The 16,849-nt window shown below is 45.1% G+C and carries 14 protein-coding genes; 6 read left to right on the forward strand and 8 right to left on the reverse strand.

Annotation, left to right across the window (positions count from 1 at the left end; genetic code table 11):
• Position 1 precedes the first annotated feature (1 nt).
• The 5 genes from deoA to OH456_RS15475 all read right to left on the reverse strand — a co-directional run bounded on the left by deoA (position 2) and on the right by OH456_RS15475 (position 5,010).
• Complete coding sequence (gene deoA / locus OH456_RS15455; RefSeq protein WP_006071978.1) at positions 2–1,336, reverse strand: thymidine phosphorylase; 1,335 nt, start codon at positions 1,334–1,336, stop codon at positions 2–4.
• An 85-nt stretch (positions 1,337–1,421) separates the two neighbouring features.
• Positions 1,422–2,198, reverse strand: coding sequence for a deoxyribose-phosphate aldolase (gene deoC / locus OH456_RS15460; RefSeq protein ID WP_006071980.1), 777 nt, complete (start codon positions 2,196–2,198; stop codon positions 1,422–1,424).
• Positions 2,199–2,647: 449 nt separating this feature from the next.
• Positions 2,648–3,913 (reverse strand): NupC/NupG family nucleoside CNT transporter, encoded by a 1,266-nt coding sequence (locus OH456_RS15465; RefSeq protein ID WP_006071982.1) that lies wholly within the window; start codon positions 3,911–3,913, stop codon positions 2,648–2,650.
• A gap of 205 nt (positions 3,914–4,118) precedes the next feature.
• Positions 4,119–4,898, reverse strand: a complete 780-nt coding sequence (locus OH456_RS15470) for a TatD family hydrolase (protein ID WP_006071984.1) — start codon at positions 4,896–4,898, stop codon at positions 4,119–4,121.
• A complete protein-coding gene (locus tag OH456_RS15475; RefSeq protein WP_006071986.1) occupies positions 4,888–5,010 on the reverse strand; it encodes a DUF5363 family protein in 123 nt (40 codons plus the stop codon). The genes OH456_RS15470 and OH456_RS15475 overlap by 11 nt, the downstream gene beginning before the upstream one ends.
• A 318-nt stretch (positions 5,011–5,328) precedes the next feature.
• Here OH456_RS15475 and OH456_RS15480 point away from each other — a divergent pair, with 318 nt between their 5' ends.
• From OH456_RS15480 to OH456_RS15495, 4 genes are all read left to right on the forward strand, one after another.
• Positions 5,329–6,324, forward strand: a complete 996-nt coding sequence (locus tag OH456_RS15480) for a BMP family lipoprotein (protein ID WP_006071987.1) — start codon at positions 5,329–5,331, stop codon at positions 6,322–6,324.
• 116 nt (positions 6,325–6,440) lie between these two features.
• On the forward strand, positions 6,441–8,021 hold the full coding sequence (locus OH456_RS15485; protein ID WP_270033804.1) for an ABC transporter ATP-binding protein: 1,581 nt from the start codon (positions 6,441–6,443) through the stop codon (positions 8,019–8,021).
• The gene (locus tag OH456_RS15490; protein WP_006071990.1) at positions 8,018–9,148 is read left to right on the forward strand and encodes an ABC transporter permease; all 1,131 of its coding nucleotides are present in this window, start codon (positions 8,018–8,020) and stop codon (positions 9,146–9,148) included. The genes OH456_RS15485 and OH456_RS15490 overlap by 4 nt, the downstream gene beginning before the upstream one ends.
• A gap of 2 nt (positions 9,149–9,150) precedes the next feature.
• Positions 9,151–10,116 (forward strand): ABC transporter permease, encoded by a 966-nt coding sequence (locus tag OH456_RS15495; RefSeq protein ID WP_270033806.1) that lies wholly within the window; start codon positions 9,151–9,153, stop codon positions 10,114–10,116.
• Positions 10,117–10,191: 75 nt separating this feature from the next.
• Here OH456_RS15495 and prfC read toward each other — a convergent pair whose 3' ends face one another.
• Positions 10,192–11,781, reverse strand: coding sequence for a peptide chain release factor 3 (gene prfC, locus OH456_RS15500; RefSeq protein WP_006071994.1), 1,590 nt, complete (start codon positions 11,779–11,781; stop codon positions 10,192–10,194).
• Between the two features lie 335 nt (positions 11,782–12,116).
• Between prfC and OH456_RS15505 the strand changes: the two genes are divergently transcribed.
• Positions 12,117–13,295 (forward strand): MFS transporter, encoded by a 1,179-nt coding sequence (locus tag OH456_RS15505; RefSeq protein ID WP_270033808.1) that lies wholly within the window; start codon positions 12,117–12,119, stop codon positions 13,293–13,295.
• Positions 13,296–13,347: 52 nt separating this feature from the next.
• On the opposite strand, the gene OH456_RS15510 is transcribed toward OH456_RS15505, so the two are convergent.
• Positions 13,348–14,472, reverse strand: a complete 1,125-nt coding sequence (locus OH456_RS15510) for a BamA/TamA family outer membrane protein (protein ID WP_270033810.1) — start codon at positions 14,470–14,472, stop codon at positions 13,348–13,350.
• A 271-nt stretch (positions 14,473–14,743) separates the two neighbouring features.
• Between OH456_RS15510 and OH456_RS15515 the strand changes: the two genes are divergently transcribed.
• On the forward strand, positions 14,744–16,399 hold the full coding sequence (locus OH456_RS15515; RefSeq protein ID WP_270033811.1) for a transmembrane adenylate cyclase: 1,656 nt from the start codon (positions 14,744–14,746) through the stop codon (positions 16,397–16,399).
• 54 nt (positions 16,400–16,453) lie between these two features.
• Here OH456_RS15515 and OH456_RS15520 read toward each other — a convergent pair whose 3' ends face one another.
• Positions 16,454–16,843, reverse strand: a complete 390-nt coding sequence (locus tag OH456_RS15520; RefSeq protein ID WP_038167341.1) for a hypothetical protein — start codon at positions 16,841–16,843, stop codon at positions 16,454–16,456.
• Between the last annotated feature and the right edge of the window lie 6 nt (positions 16,844–16,849).

A 16,849-nucleotide genomic window follows, 5' to 3' on the forward strand; every position in this document is an offset into this window, starting at 1 on the left:
CTTATGCGAGATCTTCCGCTCGAATTTGGCGGTACACACAAGGCGTTTCTACGTAAGCTTGCTCACCGATTGTCATTGCGGCTTTCAATGCATTTGCTGCTTCTTGCCATTGCGCTTCATTACGCGCATGGATAACAGCTAGTGGCTTGTCTGCACTTGCCGTCTCGCCTAATCGAATAAATTGATCAAAGCCTACCGCGTAGTCGATGGTATCTGTTGCCACGCGGCGACCACCGCCCATGCCAACTACAGCCATACCAATCGCTCGAGTATCCATCGCTGAAACAATACCTTCATTGTCAGCGTATACTGGCTTGATAATTTCTGCTTTCTCTAAATAATTATCGTAGTTTTCAACGAAGTCTGCAGGGCCGCCTAAACCTTTGACCATTTTACCAAAGCACTCAGCAGCCTTACCGTTATCAAGTACTTCATTCAGCTTAGCTTCTGCTTGCTCAGTGTCTTCAGCTAACTTCGCTAACACCAACATTTCGCTACAAAGTGCCATCGTCACTTCATACAAACGTGGATTGCGGTATTCACCCGTCAAGAATTGTACAGCCTCACGAACCTCAACTGCATTACCTGCAGAAGAAGCAAGCACTTGATTCATATCGGTAAGGATAGCCGTAGTCTTAGTGCCAGCACCGTTAGCTACGGCAACGATAGAGTTGGCTAACTCTTCTGATGCTTCATAAGTTGGCATGAAAGCACCAGAACCGACTTTTACATCCATCACTAGTGATTCAAGACCTGCCGCCAGTTTCTTCGATAAGATAGACGCAGTAATCAGAGAGATATTGTCAACCGTTGCAGTGATATCACGAGTCGCATAAACACGCTTATCAGCCGGCGCAAGATCGCCAGTTTGACCGATAATCGCTACACCAGCGTCTTTAGTCACTTCACCAAACACGTCATTGGTTGGCGTAATGTCATAGCCAGGAATAGATTCTAGTTTGTCCAGCGTGCCACCTGTATGACCCAGACCGCGGCCAGAAATCATCGGTACAAAGCCACCACATGCAGCAATCATAGGACCAAGCATCAGTGATGTTACATCACCAACACCACCTGTTGAGTGTTTATCAACAATCGGGCCACCAAAGTTCATGTGGCCCCAATCGATAACCATGCCAGAATCACGCATTGCGCACGTGAGAGCAATACGCTCTGGCATAGTCATTTCATTAAAAAAGATGGTCATTGCAAAGGCAGCAATCTGGCCTTCAGATACGGTGTCCTTGGCAACACCTTGGATAAAGAAGTTAATTTCTTCAGCAGTTAGCTCTTGGCCATCACGTTTTTTACGAATAATTTCTTGTGGTAAATACATTAGTACCTCCCCAGTCTAAGCTTGGGTTGTAGGGATAGAGGGAATAGTGGTGGCTGGAAATCAGCCACCAACAAAAAGATTCAGATTAATATGCAGATGGATCTGCAGTTTCGTCTGTTACTTCTAATGTATTCAGGAGATTAGTTAGAAGGCTAGAGGCACCAAAGCGGTAGTGCATGTTGTCTGCCCAATCTGCACCTAGAATGTCATCAGCCATTGCTAGATAAGCAGCAGCATCTTCCGCTGTACGAACGCCACCTGCTGGCTTGAAGCCAACTTTCTCTGCAACGCCCATATCGCGAATCACTTCTAACATCATGCGCGCGTACTCAGGAGTAGCGTTAACTGGCACTTTACCTGTTGATGTTTTGATAAAATCCGCGCCTGCTTTGATACAGATTTCTGAAGCTTTCTTGATAAGCGCTTCTTCTTTAAGCTCACCAGTTTCGATGATCACTTTTAGAAGGATATCACCACACGCTTCTTTACATTGCTTAACAAGTTCGAAGCCTACTTCTTCGTTGCCTGCCATCAGTGCGCGGTATGGGAATACAACGTCCACTTCGTCTGCACCGTATGCAACAGCTGCTTTAGTCTCAGCTACCGCAATTTCAATGTCATCGTTACCGTGAGGGAAGTTAGTCACAGTTGCGATACGTACTTCTGGTGTACCTTGTTCGCGTAGCGTTTTCTTTGCAATAGGAATAAAGCGAGGATAAATACAGATCGCCGCCGTGTTACCCACTGGCGATTTTGCGTCATGACATAGTGCGATCACTTTTTCATTAGTGTCGTCATCATTTAGCGTGGTTAGATCCATAAGTTTTAGTGCACGTAGAGCTGCTGCTTTTAAATCGCTCATTTCTATCTCCGGTCAATATATTCAATTAATTACCTGACAAACTCGTCAGCAATAAATGAACGGACTTGGTTCCTTGAAGACTCGGTTCAGCTATTAGGTTAAAGCTGAATACCAATTGCTATCCTTGTCACCGCACAGTACCTGCTCGTTAAAATCACCTGATTCCTATCTTGGTGAGAACTGGCTCTGGCTACATAAAGCTTCGCGAAAACACGAAAGAATTACTTAGTAGCCTATACAGTATAGGACTCTCGTTCAAAACGGTAGAGCTGATTAAAACGCAAACGGTTTGCTTCTCAAAAAACTTCCATTCAGTTGTTGAATCGCTTGTCCAGTAACGATTCATTAGGAATTATCTGGCTCCTAAAACCAAAAAAGCCCCGCAGCAATTTCTTGCTACGGGGCGATTTAATACGGCGTCTATATACTAATAACCTTTACGCGAGCAATTACATGCCAGCTAGGCTTAGACAGAAACCAGCAATCGTTGCTGCCATCAAGTTAGATAGCGTACCTGCGATTACTGCTTTCACACCCATGCGTGCGATATCACCACGACGCTTAGGCGCAAGGCTACCCAGACCACCTAGAAGGATTGCGATAGAAGAAAGGTTCGCAAAACCACATAGAGCGAATGAGATGATTGCCTTAGTTTTCTCAGAAAGAACAACTGGTGCTGCGTCACCTAGGTATGGTGCGAAGTTCGCGTATGCTACGAATTCGTTCGCAACAGTCTTCATACCGATGAACTCACCAGCGATTGTCGCTTCAGACCATGGCACACCTAGTAGGAATGCTAGTGGTGAGAAGATCCAACCTAGAATCATTTCTAGACGTAGTTCTGGCATACCGATCCAGCCACCGATGCCGCCAAGCATACCGTTAACTAGGGCGATAAGGCCGATGAATGCGATTAGCATTGCACCTACGTTAAGAGCTAGTTGAAGACCTGCTGATGCACCGCCCGCTGCTGCGTCGATAACGTTAGCTGGCTTATCTTCACCTTCAGCTTGCATGCTGTGAAGCTGCTCAACAGGCTCATCAGTTTCAGGCTTGATGATCTTAGCAAACAGAAGACCACCTGGAGCTGCCATGAATGATGCCGCTACTAGGTATTCAATTGGCACGCCCATTGATGCGTAGCCCGCTAGTACACCACCAGCGATAGAAGCTAGACCACCACACATTACGGCGAATAGCTCAGATTGAGTCATCTTAGGCACGAAAGGACGTACAACAAGTGGAGCCTCAGTTTGACCTACGAAGATGTTTGCCGCAGCAGACATAGATTCCGCACGAGATGTACCTAGTGCTTTTTGCAGGCCGCCACCAAGAATCTTGATAACCCACTGCATTACACCTAGGTAGTAAAGTACCGAGATAAGCGCAGAGAAGAAGATCAGTGTCGGTAGTACACGGAATGCGAAGATGAAACCGCCGCCGCCGAATACTTCGAACATCTTGTCAGAAACAAGACCACCGAATAGGAATGACGTACCATCGTTACCGTAGTTAATCACGCTAGATACAGCGTCAGAGAAGCTACGTAGGATCTCTTGACCCCAAGGTACATAAAGAACAAACGCACCAAGTGCAAATTGGATAGCAAAAGCGCCAGCCACAGTTCTGATATTAATAGCTTTGCGGTTATCCGATAGAAGTACTGCGATAAGAATCAGTACAACCATACCAACCAGGCTCATAAACAGGCTCATAGTTTATGACTTCCTTATATTTAATAATTTGGCGTGTAACAAAATTTGAAGCTCAAAAGCGGGGGCGATTATACAAACCCACAGAAAAGAAAGTAGTACCCCCCTCACACTTTCGTCTTGAACACATAAAAGATACACGTCATTTTGCGATCATGATCACAATTCATCTCTGCAAACGTTTTCGAATTCACAATTAACAGCACATTTAGTCACAAAAATTAAACGTCAATTTGCTATTTTTTAGTAGCTGTGACGTAACCGTTTGCTCATTTTCACTTCTCAGCATGTTTAACGATGATAGAACCATGTTTACCATTTTGGGCTCATTAGGCTGACCTTGATATCCATAAAGAGGCATATCAGGCGCATCCGTCTCTAGTAACAAACTTTCTAGTGGAAGATTAATGATAGTTGAGCGTGTTTTTTGCGCTCTTTCGTAGGTAATGACACCACCGACACCTATTTTTAAACCGAGATTGACGTAATCCATCGCTTGTTGGTAGCTGCCACTGAATCCATGAATAACGCCACTATATAGAGGAGGGTTCTGTTTCAATAAGGCAATAAGATCTTGGTGTGCTTTCCTGCAATGAAGAATAATGGGTAGTTGGTACTGGTTGGCAATACGAATTTGCTCACTAAGAAGTGATTTTTGTAGAAGCTCGTTTTCTCTACCTTGATAGAAGTCGAGACCACACTCTCCTAATGCGACAAACTTTTGGTTGTTTTTCAACTCAGCAACACGTTGCTCTAGGCGAGCAATAGAGCCATCATCCACTTCCTCAAGAAACAAAGGATGAAACCCTAAAGCGAAATACACCATTGCATGCTCACTGGCTAACTTATTTATGGCCAGCCAATTTTGCTCATTAATACCAGGTACAACGATAGCGGCAACTTGAGCCTTTGCTGCCTCTAATAGTACTTGGTTTATGTCTTTTTTCTTTGCCAATAGATCGAGGTGGCAATGGCTATCAATCACCATCTTTTGGCTCTTTTCGGTAAGGCACGCAACTACGTTTATTCTCTGGTGTGAGTCCTAATGAGGCACACCAATCATCGTATTTTTTAAGCCACTTTTTGAGCAATTCAACCATGGTAAATTTACCTAAATAAATGTAATCGATTGCAATCGATATTATCTCAAATCCTTATGTTACAAAGGATAGCGCAATAGTTAGAGTTTTATCACTAAGTTGTGACTTACCCCTCAATGCTGTGATAGAAGCGGTTTTTTTTCATATACGCAAACGATAAAATGCTGCCTATTGTTTGTAAACCACACAAATTGTCTCTATCGTCATTTCTGTGTCGTTTACATGCGACCATTTTCTAGGCACCTAAAAACTGGAATGAGCCTAGCCTATCGAATCGTCAATGATGCTCTATCATTCGACACTACAAGGGAATTGATCGTGAAAAAAACTATTCTAAAAATGTCTGCGCTCGCAGTAGCAGTAGCTTCATTTGGTGCATTCGCAGCGAAACCAGCAGTGGTATACGATACAGCCGGTAAATTTGACAAATCATTCAACGAAGCTGTTTTCCAGAACGGTGTAAAAGTATTTAATGCAGACAAAGGCATTAAAGTTCGTGAATTTGAACCTCAAAACGAAGCGCAACGTGAACAAGGCCTTCGTCGCCTTGCAAGCCGTGGCTTCACTCCTATTGTTGCTGTTGGCTTCAACATGGCATCAGCCGTAGAAAAAGTTGCCACTGAATTCCCTGATATTCAATTCACCATCATCGATATGGTCGTTGATAAGCCAAACGTTCAATCTATCGTCTTTAAAGAACACGAAGGTTCTTTCCTTGTAGGTGCGTTGGCAGCAAAAGCTTCTAAAACTGGCAAAGTAGGCTTTGTTGGTGGCATGGATATCCCATTGATTCGTAAGTTCGAATGTGGCTACCGTCAAGGTGCACAATACGCGAACCCAGAAATCGAAACATTCCAAAACATGACAGGTTCTACTCCTGCAGCCTTCGCTGACCCTGCGAAAGGTTCAGAGCTTGCTAAATCTCAATTCTCTAAAGGCGTTGACGTTATCTACGCAGCAGCTGGCGGTACTGGCATGGGTGTATACCAAGCAGCTAAAGATGCTGGTAAGTACGCAATCGGTGTTGACTCAAACCAAAACCACCTTCAACCAGGCACTATGCTGACGTCTATGGTTAAGAAAGTCGGTGTTGCTGCATACAACACTTGGGACGACGCTGAAAACGGTACTTGGGAAGCTGGCATCAAAGTACTTGGCCTAAAAGAAGGCGCTGTTGAGTGGGCTTACGACGAGTACAACAAAGACCTAATCACACCTGAAATGAAGTCATACCTAGATACGCTTCAAGCGGACATCATCGCTGGCAAGATCGAAGTTCACGACTACATGTCTGACAACACGTGTAACTTCTAAGCGTCCTAGCTCAGAATGAAAGACTCAGCTTATTTTAGTTTATTATCAATAAGCTGAGTAAACATAACAACGCCGCTGCCTAAAAACAGCGGCGTATAATTATAAGGCAGTATCTAGTGACAAACGGACAATCTATTGCCATTGAACTTAAGCAGATAGATAAACGCTTTGGAGCCGTTCACGCTAACCGAGCTATCGATCTTAGAGTTCCTCAGGGCACGATTCACGGCATCATTGGTGAAAATGGTGCTGGCAAGTCCACTCTTATGAGTATTATTTACGGATTTTATCATGCTGATGCTGGTGAAATGACAGTGAACGGCGCTCCTTACAAGCCCGCTAACTCTCAGGAAGCAATCAAAGCAGGAATTGGCATGGTCCACCAACACTTTATGTTAGTGGAAACATTTACCGTATTAGAGAACATTGTTCTCGGTGCTGAAGATGGATGGCAGCTAAATGAAAGTTTAGGTAAAGCGCGCAAAAAGCTGAAAGCGCTAGCTCAGGATTACGGGCTCGAAGTTCCCCTTGATGCCGTTGTTGGCGAGCTACCTGTTGGTCTTCAGCAACGTGTCGAAATCTTAAAAGCGCTGTATCGTGGCGCAAAAATCCTGATTCTTGATGAGCCAACCGGTGTGCTCACTCCACAAGAAGCCGATCACCTTTTCCGCATTTTAGATAAACTTCGCGCTCAAGGTACTACTATCATGATCATCACGCATAAGCTGCGTGAAGTCCTAGCGATTACCGACAATATTTCGGTAATGCGCCAAGGCACAATGGTCGAGCACGTGGTGACGGCGAAAACGAACAAAGAGCAACTGGCAGAACTAATGGTGGGACGCAAGGTTCGCCTAAAAGTGGATAAATCTGAAGCGAATCCGAAGAAAGAGCTTATCAAAGTTGATCAGTTACAGTTTTTTGATGACGCAGGTGTTGAGCGTGTCAAAAGTATCAGCTTTGGTGTCAGACAGGGTGAAGTCGTTGGTATTGCTGGTGTTTCTGGTAATGGTCAATCAGAAATACTTGGTCTGCTATCTGGGATTATTAAGCCTTATTCCGGCAGCATTGACATTAACGGTAGCCATATCGACAAACATCACCCTCTCGATCCTCAACAGGTACGTGCCATTGGTGTAGGGCATATTCCTGAAGACCGTCATAAGCAGGGTCTTATCAACAAATTTGAAGCTCAAGAAGCATATATCCTGGGCTACCACCACTTACCACAATACAACAAAGGCTTACTGCAAGATAAGCAAGCCATTAAAGAGTGTTGTCAGAAGAGCATGGATAAGTGGGATGTTCGTCCTAACGACACCACATTAAAAACCGCAAACTTTTCCGGTGGTAACCAACAGAAGCTAGTCATCGCGCGCGAAATGGAACAGAACCCAGATGTGCTTTTGGTCGGCCAACCAACTCGTGGGGTAGATATCGGTGCTATCGAATACATCCACCAGCAAATCATTGCTGCACGTGATGAAGACAAAGCTGTCTTGCTGGTTTCGGTTGAGCTAGATGAAATCCTAAGCCTATCTGATCGCATTTTAGTGGTCTTTGATGGCTCTATCGTGGGTGAAGTATCCATTGAAGATGCCGATGAGAAAACGCTGGGATTAATGATGGCCAATATCATGCCTGAGCATCTTAAAGCACCCAAGGAACACGCAGAGCCACAAGGAGAAAGCGCATGAGCCAAGCAAAAGTACCCGCTTGGGTAACCGTGGCACTGCTGCCAGCCATCAACGTATTAGTTGCGTTTTTGGTGTCGGCTCTGCTGTTTATTTATATCGATATTAACCCAATTGACGCGGCAAAAGTCATGTGGACAGGAGCCTTTGGCTACGCAGAAGGCTTTGGGTACACCATGTACTACGCGACAGGCTTTATCTTTACCGGTCTTGCTGTGGCCGTCGCCTTCCATGCTGGCTTATTCAATATTGGGGGTGAAGGGCAAGCGTATATCGGTGGTTTGGGCGTTGGCTTGGTCTGTTTGACTCTAGGTGAATACGCACCGTGGTATATCGTCTTCCCAGTTGCCATCATTGCTGGCGGTTTATTTGGTGCTGCGTGGGCGTTTATTCCAGCTTACCTTCAAGCAAAACGCGGTTCCCATATCGTAATCACGACTATCATGTTCAACTTCATCGCCTCTTCGTTAATGGCGTATCTACTAGTTGATATCTTGAAGCCTGAAAACACGATGGCAACAGAAAGCCGTGTGTTCGCAGTCTCAAGCTGGTTACCAAAGATGCATGAAATGCTCGCTGTGGTCGGTATTGAAATGGCACCAAGCCCAATGAACTTGAGCTTCATTTTTGCGCTCTTGTGTTGTGTGTTTGTCTGGCTATTTATGTGGCACTCACGTTGGGGTTACGAAATCCGCTCTGTCGGCTCAAATCCATCAGCTGCAAGCTATGCAGGTATTAAATATGTAAAAATCATTGTCCTTACCATGCTTATCTCAGGCATGTTAGCGGGCTTCTTTGGTTTGAATGTATTACAAGGCGAACTGCATCAAATCAAACTCAACTTCGTTGAAGGTTTTGGCTTTACTGGTATTGCGGTTGCTTTAATGGGGCGTAACCACCCTATCGGTGTTCTATTAGCAAGTTTGTTGTTCGGCTTCCTGTATCAAGGTGGTGCTGAGCTAAGTTTTGAGTACGGCGTTGACCGAAATATCGTTGTGGTATTGCAAGGTCTGGTGATTCTATTCTCAGGAGCACTAGAGCACATGTTCCGTCCTTCACTAGAACGTACTTACCTCAAACTTTTTGGCAGCAAAAACAATGAGCAACAAGCAGAGAAAGGAGTCGCTTGATTATGTTTGAAACGATTATTCTCATGCTTGATGCCACCTTACGTGTGGCAACCCCACTGATTCTTGCCTCTTTAGCCGGTATGTTCTGTGAACGTTCAGGGATAGTGAACATTGCACTAGAAGGTAAACTATTGGCCGCTGCATTTGCCGGTGCTGCTACAGCCCATGTCACCGGTTCAGCGTGGCTAGGTTTGTTTGCTGGTATAGGTATCTCGGTGCTTCTCGCCTTGCTTCACGGCTTCGCTTGTATCACCCACAAAGGTGACCAAGTCGTCAGTGGTATGGCAATCAATATTCTTGCCGCAGGCTTAACCATTACGTTAGGTCGCCACTGGTTCCAACAAGGTGGTCAAACTCCAGCCCTATCTGGTGATGCTCGTTTCGCACCGATTACCTTCCCTGGTGCTGATGCCGTTGCGGACGTACCTATTTTGGGCGATATCTACTCAGAGCTGATTAGTGGACACTCCATTTTGGTATACCTTGTGGTGTTTATCGTTCCTGCTTGTTGGTACCTACTGTTCCGAACTCGTTTTGGCTTGCGCTTACGTGCTGTAGGTGAGTCACCATCAGCAGTGGATACTGCAGGTATCTCTGTAGTGCGTATGCGTTACGCTGCCGTTGCAATCTGCGGGGTATTAGTGGGTATTGGTGGCGTCTACTTATCGGTAGCGCAAACGGCTCAGTTCATTCCAAACATGAGTGCAGGTAAAGGTTATATGGCGTTGGCTGCGCTTATTTTTGGTAAGTGGCGTCCGTTTACCGCAATGGGTGCATGTTTGCTCTTTGGTTTCTTGGATGCACTAGCTATTCGTATGCAAGGCGTGACCATTGGTGACTTCCCTATTCCGGTACAAGCGATTGAAGCCGTACCTTACGTGTTAACCGTATTCCTACTCGCAGGCTTTATTGGTAAGGCGGTAGCACCAAAAGCTATCGGCGTGCCTTACACTAAAGAACGCGAATAACCGGATGCGATATGCAGACCGAAAAAAACCGCTCAAATGAGCGGTTTTTTATTGCCTAGTATTAGCAACTATAGATTAGTGCTCACGTGTTGCGCGGAATTTAATATCCGGGAAACGCTCTTGCGCTAGGTTCAAGTTAACCATAGTTGGTGCTACGTAGCTCAAGTTGTCACCACCATCAAGCGCAAGGTTTTGCTGGTTCTTACGTTTGAAGTCTTCAAGCTTCTTGTCATCATCACACTCAACCCAACGAGCTGTAGCAACGTTAACACTTTCATAAATCGCTTCAACGTTGTACTCAGATTTTAGACGAGCAACAACCACGTCAAACTGAAGCACACCAACCGCACCAACAATAAGGTCGTTGTTTTGTAGCGGACGGAATACCTGAACAGCACCCTCTTCAGAAAGCTGAACCAAACCTTTTAGTAGCTGCTTCTGCTTCAATGGATCTTTTAGACGAATGCGACGGAATAGCTCCGGTGCAAAGTTTGGAATGCCAGAGAACTTGAGCGCTTCACCTTGAGTAAAGGTGTCACCAATTTGAATAGTACCGTGGTTATGAAGACCAATGATATCACCAGCATACGCTTTTTCGGCGCGAGAACGGTCACCCGCCATAAACGTAACCGCATCAGAAATGCTGACTGTTTTGCCGGTGCGAACGTGGTTCATCTTCATACCTTGAGAATAGGTACCAGATACAATACGCATAAAGGCGATACGGTCGCGGTGCTTTGGATCCATGTTTGCCTGAATCTTAAAGACAAAGCCAGAAAACTTCTCTTCCGTTGCTTCAACATCACGCTCATTCGCTTGACGCGTTTGCGGTGCTGGTGCCCACTTAGTTAGGCCGTCTAGCATATGGTCAACACCAAAGTTACCAAGTGCAGTACCAAAGTATACTGGAGTTAGCTCACCTTTAAGGAAAGAATCAAGATCAAACTCAGGACATGCGCCCATTACTAGCTCTAGCTCTTCACGAACGCTTTCTGCTAGATCAGCACCTACCGCGTCATCAAGGTCTGGGTTATCTAACCCTTTGATGATACGAACTTCTTGGATTTCATGACCATGGCCAGATTCGTACAGAATCGTTTCGTCACGGTGAATGTGATAAACACCCTTAAACTCTTTACCACAACCAATTGGCCAAGAGATAGGGGCACACATCATACCCAGTTCACTTTCTACTTCGTCTAGCACTTCCATTGGGTCGCGTACATCACGGTCCAATTTGTTCATGAAGGTCACGATAGGCGTGTCACGAAGACGAGTTACTTCCATCAATTTACGGGTACGGTCTTCGACACCTTTTGCCGCATCAATCACCATCAAACATGAGTCAACAGCGGTAAGCGTACGATAAGTATCTTCCGAGAAGTCTTCGTGTCCAGGAGTATCAAGTAGGTTAACCAAACAGTCGTTATAAGGAAACTGCATCACGGACGTTGTTACCGAGATACCACGCTCTTTTTCCATTTCCATCCAGTCTGACTTGGCGTGCTGCGCACTGCCACGGCCTTTTACTGTGCCTGCTTTCTGAATCGCGTTTCCGAATAACAGTACTTTTTCAGTAATGGTGGTTTTACCCGCATCCGGGTGAGAGATGATCGCAAAAGTTCTGCGCTTAGAAACTTGTTGCTGAAATTGAGGATTTGACATGAATCTCGATCTTCTTGGTTTGTAGAATAGCGTTTGAGAGTATTGGCTCAACTACTACTCGAAGGCGTCGAAAAAATAATGGGCGCTATTTTCACCGATCTGGCTTCGATTCTCAATCACTAGTTTCTTCAAGCTACTGACTAACCACTCAGTGACTCAGTAACTTACTTGCTCCCCTTAAGTAACAACGGGTTACACACTGCTCATCGTAAATCGCCTCCCATATACTTTTTACCTTAAACAGAGTTTCGATAAATAAGAGCATTTCCCTGTGGTTTTACCTATCGCAATTTCATTTCTTTTGACCTTAAGGTCTTTAATTTGGGGAACACTCCATGAAAACTCTTAAACCTTGGTACATCGCACAGATGTCAAACGGCGTGGTTCAGTGGGCGGGCATTGCCCTGATGCTGACACCGCTTATTATCGAACGCACAGGCAGCGGCTCTCTTATGGGCAGCGTAATGTCTCTGATTGGCCTATTTGGCATCAGCGCACCGCTCATTGGTTGGCTTGCAGATAAATATGGTATCCACCGTCAAATGCAAAAAGTGGCGTTGCTCTCTCACTTACTTTCGCTGGTGCTACTCTATTTTGCGCAAACTGAAACCTACACCTACTTGTTAGTCGGACTTACCATCGGTATTGGTACTGTCTCTCAATTGGTACTGAACCCAACATTTGTCCTAAACTCTCTACCAGAAAATGAGCAAGCGCGTGGACTAAGTCGTCTATTTCAGTTCCAGTTTTTGGGTGTGGTGATTGCGGGCTCGCTCCTCGGAGTGGTAAGTCTATTGGGTTGGACAAGTGAACAAAAGCTACTGATGCTTATGACTCTGGTCTGCGTTTCTATTGTTACTGTATTTATTGCACCGCCACCGAAAGTCAAAGTGCCTGAGGTTGAACAGCAAAGCGACGATGAATCACTAACTGAGAAGAGCAACAAACGCACCTCCATTGCATTCGTGATGTTCTTGGCAACAGTGTTCATTTCCATGTTTACCGCCAGTAACTTGATGGAAACTGGACCAATCATCATCAAAGAGGTGTTTAACGTCGACCTTGGACATTCTGCGTTTGGTCTCGCAGGCTCCGCGGTATTAACCATGATACTCCTTGAGCCAGCTGGTCGCCTGGCAGAAAAAAGCAGCCCTTATCTCATCTGGATGGCGTCACTGGCTTGCTATGCAGTAACCTCAATTGGTCTATGGCTGGCGATAGGAACGAACATTCCAAGCCTTGTCCCTATTCTATTGATAGTACTACTGATGCAAGCAATATCTTGGTTCGATATGGTAATACCAGCGATTGCAGAAGAGCTCAGCCCAAGCACACCTGCACTCACACAAGGCATTCTGATGTTTGCAATGGCAATAGGGTTTGGAGTGGGTACTTACATTGCAGGTCAGCTCATCGACGTTGAAGGTTTTGTGTCAGTCGTGGATTATTGCGCGGCAAGTATCGTTGTGACCTTAGTGCTAGCATTCGCTACTTTGTTGTTTAAACGTAAGTAAATATCCACATTAACGAAGAAAGGCTGGATGAATCCAGCCTTTCTCTTGTTCATTACAACTGCCAAGCATGACCAACGGTAATATAATACGCCCACTCTTCAGGACCTTTTGCAACATCGACACCAGCTCGCATATTTAACTGTCTCGCCACCAAATAGCGAAAACCTCCGCCGACAACATTTTGATATTTGGCATCTGAAAAACTATCACCTTCATCAAACGCTTTGCCAGTGCCAGTAAAACCAATTAGTGACCAACGAGGGGTAAGATCATAGCGAGCCTCCACTTCAACCAAAGCCATATCATCACCTTGATAGCGCATTGCTGGAATACCACGCATGCTAATAAATGGACGAGCATAGTATGGTGCATCATTGGAAACGGTTTGATAATCGCCACGTAGCCCCAGAACAAAATCATTGGCTAACGGTGCAAAATAGTTGGTTTGAAAGCGTCCTTTTTGGTAGTCCACATCGCCACCAAAAGCCGAATTATGAAAATCGACGCTCAACTTGGCTTTCAGGCCGTCATTCGGTGTGAAAATAGTATCTCTGCTGTCATAAGTGACTTTCAATTCAACCCCCGCATCGTTCATGTCGTAATCGATAGGCGGTATACCTGGAATAATATTGCCAATATCAAAAGTACTTTGAGAAGAGAGGATGGAATATTTGGCACCGACAAACCAATCGCTACCAGCAATGCGATAATCAATATCCTGCATGAAGTACAAGCCATCGATATTGAAATCGAAAGGAATATCACCTTCGTAATATTTTAGGTTGAATGAGCCATAGAACAGACCACCTTGATAACGCCACGTATCTTCCTGCCATGAGCCAAAGTGAAACGCCCCAGTTAACCACGAGCCATTTTCTGTCGCAGCAGCGGCAACCGCCGTCACACTCGGCGGCAATCCCACGACTTCATCGGGATTCTCCTCACGTAGTTGCTTACGTTTTTCTGATTCGTGGAAAAACAGCAACGCTGCACCACCACCCGCTCCAACAGCGGGATCGGTGATAATTATGGGTACAGGCATAAAGCCAACCGCATTATCAAGTACCCATTGACTGGCATCGAACATGCCATCTTTAGGATCGAGGAACTGTTCCATCGCAGAGACAGAAGACGCCGCTGCCATACCACCTAACAACCATACTGGTAGCTTCTTCATACTTCTTCCTTGAACGCTATGTAAACCGATCCATCAAAACAATGAAAGGCTCACTAGTTATATGTTTTAACAATTATCCAACTAAATATACATCATTTCAAAAACTTGCTACTACACAAAGGCAATTTGACAAGATCTATCAACAAACCTCGGACTTACCCTACACTTCAACGCTTTCTAGCTAAGGTCTCAGTCATTTGATGCTAACCTTAAATAACACAGGTGAGCAGTCGCAAATAGTGAACTCATTACTATTTTTAGCTGTCTTAAAATGGCAAAATACCCAGATCCTACGATAAGAGAGTTAACTACGGTGTCAGAACAAGCTCCATTAGATATTCGAATAGAAGAGAACCAAACCCGAGTCAAAGATCAGCTTAACCGCATTCTTTCGAGTAAAGCATTTGATCAAAGCCCGAAGATGAAAGAGTTACTATCTTTTGTTGTCGAGCAGACTCTCGTTGGTAAAGGTGATCGTCTAAAACAGTTTACGATCGCAACTGAAGTGTTTGATCGTGATGCCGACTTTGACCACCAAGCTGATCCTATCGTTCGAATTCAAGCAGGGCGAGTACGCCGAACTCTAGAAACCTACTACCTTACTGAAGGCGTCAATGACCCCATTGTTCTGTCAATTCCAAAAGGGCGTTATAGTCCATTGTTTACGCCGCAAGCACCTCAAGCTGCAAGACAAACAGCATCCTTGGCTCAGTTTGCACGTGAAACTCAGAAATCCTTAAGCCCTACTTTGACGGTATTACCGTTTCTTTCACTGTCAGATGATCCTGAGAAACGCTTTTTTGCTGAAGGTTTCGGCGAAGAATTAGCCACTGAGCTTGCGCGCTTTGATATGCTCAAAGTCGTCTCAATGCATGCTCTCGGTGAAACGAGCATTGATCCTCGTACCTCCGCCGATGTCAAAGGTTTAGGTGAAAAGCTAGGTGTGTCGTTTATTACCTCTGGCACCATGCAGGCACTAGGTAATAAGGTGAGAATCTATGCCAAACTGTATCGCACTGACTCCGGTGAGCAAGTTTGGGCTGAGAAGTACACCTGTGATTTAGCAACCGACGATCTATTTTCTGTTCAAGATGACATCATTGCGGAAGTCGTCGCTGAGCTGGCTTCCAGCTTTGGCATTATTCACAGAGAAATCTATCAAAGCTGTAACCAGAAAAAGATTGAGCATCTCTCTACCTATGAGGCGACACTGCGTTATCGTCACTACCTAATGACGCTCTCGGAAGATACCCACCAGCAGGCCACTCAAGCCTTGTTGAGCGCTGTACAAAATGAACCTGATGTTGCGTTGCTGCATGCTATGTTAGCTGTGCTTTACTTTGATGCTGACATGTTAGGAATGAATAAGGTCGACAGTGCTGTCGAAACAGCTCTTAACTATGCCAAACGAGCGGTTGAGCTAGAGCCGACTAACCAAGAATCTCAAATAGCGATGTTAATGGCGCACCAAGTTGCTGGAGACGTCAATAGCGTCATCGAGACCGTCGACAAAGTGATTGCGATTAACCCCAATGCCGCCTATCAGATTGGCTTATCCGGTTGGGCATTATGCATGGCAGGGGAATTTGACCGAGGATTGCAACTTATCCAAGACTCAAAAGCTCTGAACCCATTTAGACCGCCATGGTTCTCTGTGGCCTCTATTATTCACAAGATCATGCTTGATGATTTTGAGGGTGCCGATAAAGCCATTAGCAAGCTGTCTTTACGCCGTGTATTTTGGATTCCGATGCTAAAAGCGATCATTCAAGTATACAAAGGTGAGTTCAAACAGGCTCAAGCCAGCTATAAAGAAATGCTGCAAATGCAGCCAGATTTTGAGAATAATGAAGAGCACTATCTCAGCGCTTATATTGCGAGTCCAGAGATAAAATCAAAGCTGCTCGACGCTTTAGGCAGGCTTTAACCTCATTGATACTAATAAAAAAGAGAGCAGTTTGCTCTCTTTTTTATTTAGATTCTAATCGTAATAATCATCATACATTTCCTCTTCGATAATCTCTTCTTCCACGATTTCTTCGGCAATGTATTCTTCTTCGATATATTCCTCAGCAATATACTCTTCAGCGATGATCTCATCTTCAACAATAGCGTCAGTTGCCATCTCACAGGCGCCCTCATAATAAGCGCCATCGATAGCCCCACCGACTGCCCCAGCGCCACCACCAATAACTGCACCAGTTTTCGCGCCTTCGCCACCATCAACAATACCACCAACGATGGCACCGGTTATTGCCCCATCCACGGCACCTACTATGGTACCTTCCGCGGTTTGGTCACAGTAGTAAGCGTAGCTGTTAAAGCTGGCTGATAATAGTAATGCTAAAGTGATTTGAATGTGTTTTTTCATTATTTG

Source organism: Vibrio sp. La 4.2.2, from assembly GCF_027586995.1.
GTDB classification, from domain to species: Bacteria; Pseudomonadota; Gammaproteobacteria; order Enterobacterales; family Vibrionaceae; genus Vibrio; species Vibrio mediterranei.

Excerpts from the sequence above, each read along its gene's own strand:
- OH456_RS15465 (WP_006071982.1), bottom strand. The coding sequence starts at position 3,913 with ATGAGCCTGTTTATGAGCCTGGTTGGTATGGTTGTACTGATTCTTATC.
- OH456_RS15470 (WP_006071984.1), bottom strand. The coding sequence starts at position 4,898 with ATGGTGATTGATAGCCATTGCCACCTCGATCTATTGGCAAAGAAAAAA.
- OH456_RS15505 (WP_270033808.1), top strand. The coding sequence starts at position 12,117 with ATGAAAACTCTTAAACCTTGGTACATCGCACAGATGTCAAACGGCGTG.
- OH456_RS15490 (WP_006071990.1), top strand. The coding sequence starts at position 8,018 with ATGAGCCAAGCAAAAGTACCCGCTTGGGTAACCGTGGCACTGCTGCCA.
- prfC (WP_006071994.1), bottom strand. The coding sequence starts at position 11,781 with ATGTCAAATCCTCAATTTCAGCAACAAGTTTCTAAGCGCAGAACTTTT.
- OH456_RS15495 (WP_270033806.1), top strand. The coding sequence starts at position 9,151 with ATGTTTGAAACGATTATTCTCATGCTTGATGCCACCTTACGTGTGGCA.
- OH456_RS15520 (WP_038167341.1), bottom strand. The coding sequence starts at position 16,843 with ATGAAAAAACACATTCAAATCACTTTAGCATTACTATTATCAGCCAGC.
- OH456_RS15475 (WP_006071986.1), bottom strand. The coding sequence starts at position 5,010 with ATGGTTGAATTGCTCAAAAAGTGGCTTAAAAAATACGATGATTGGTGT.
- OH456_RS15510 (WP_270033810.1), bottom strand. The coding sequence starts at position 14,472 with ATGAAGAAGCTACCAGTATGGTTGTTAGGTGGTATGGCAGCGGCGTCT.
- OH456_RS15515 (WP_270033811.1), top strand. The coding sequence starts at position 14,744 with ATGGCAAAATACCCAGATCCTACGATAAGAGAGTTAACTACGGTGTCA.
- deoA (WP_006071978.1), bottom strand. The coding sequence starts at position 1,336 with ATGTATTTACCACAAGAAATTATTCGTAAAAAACGTGATGGCCAAGAG.
- deoC (WP_006071980.1), bottom strand. The coding sequence starts at position 2,198 with ATGAGCGATTTAAAAGCAGCAGCTCTACGTGCACTAAAACTTATGGAT.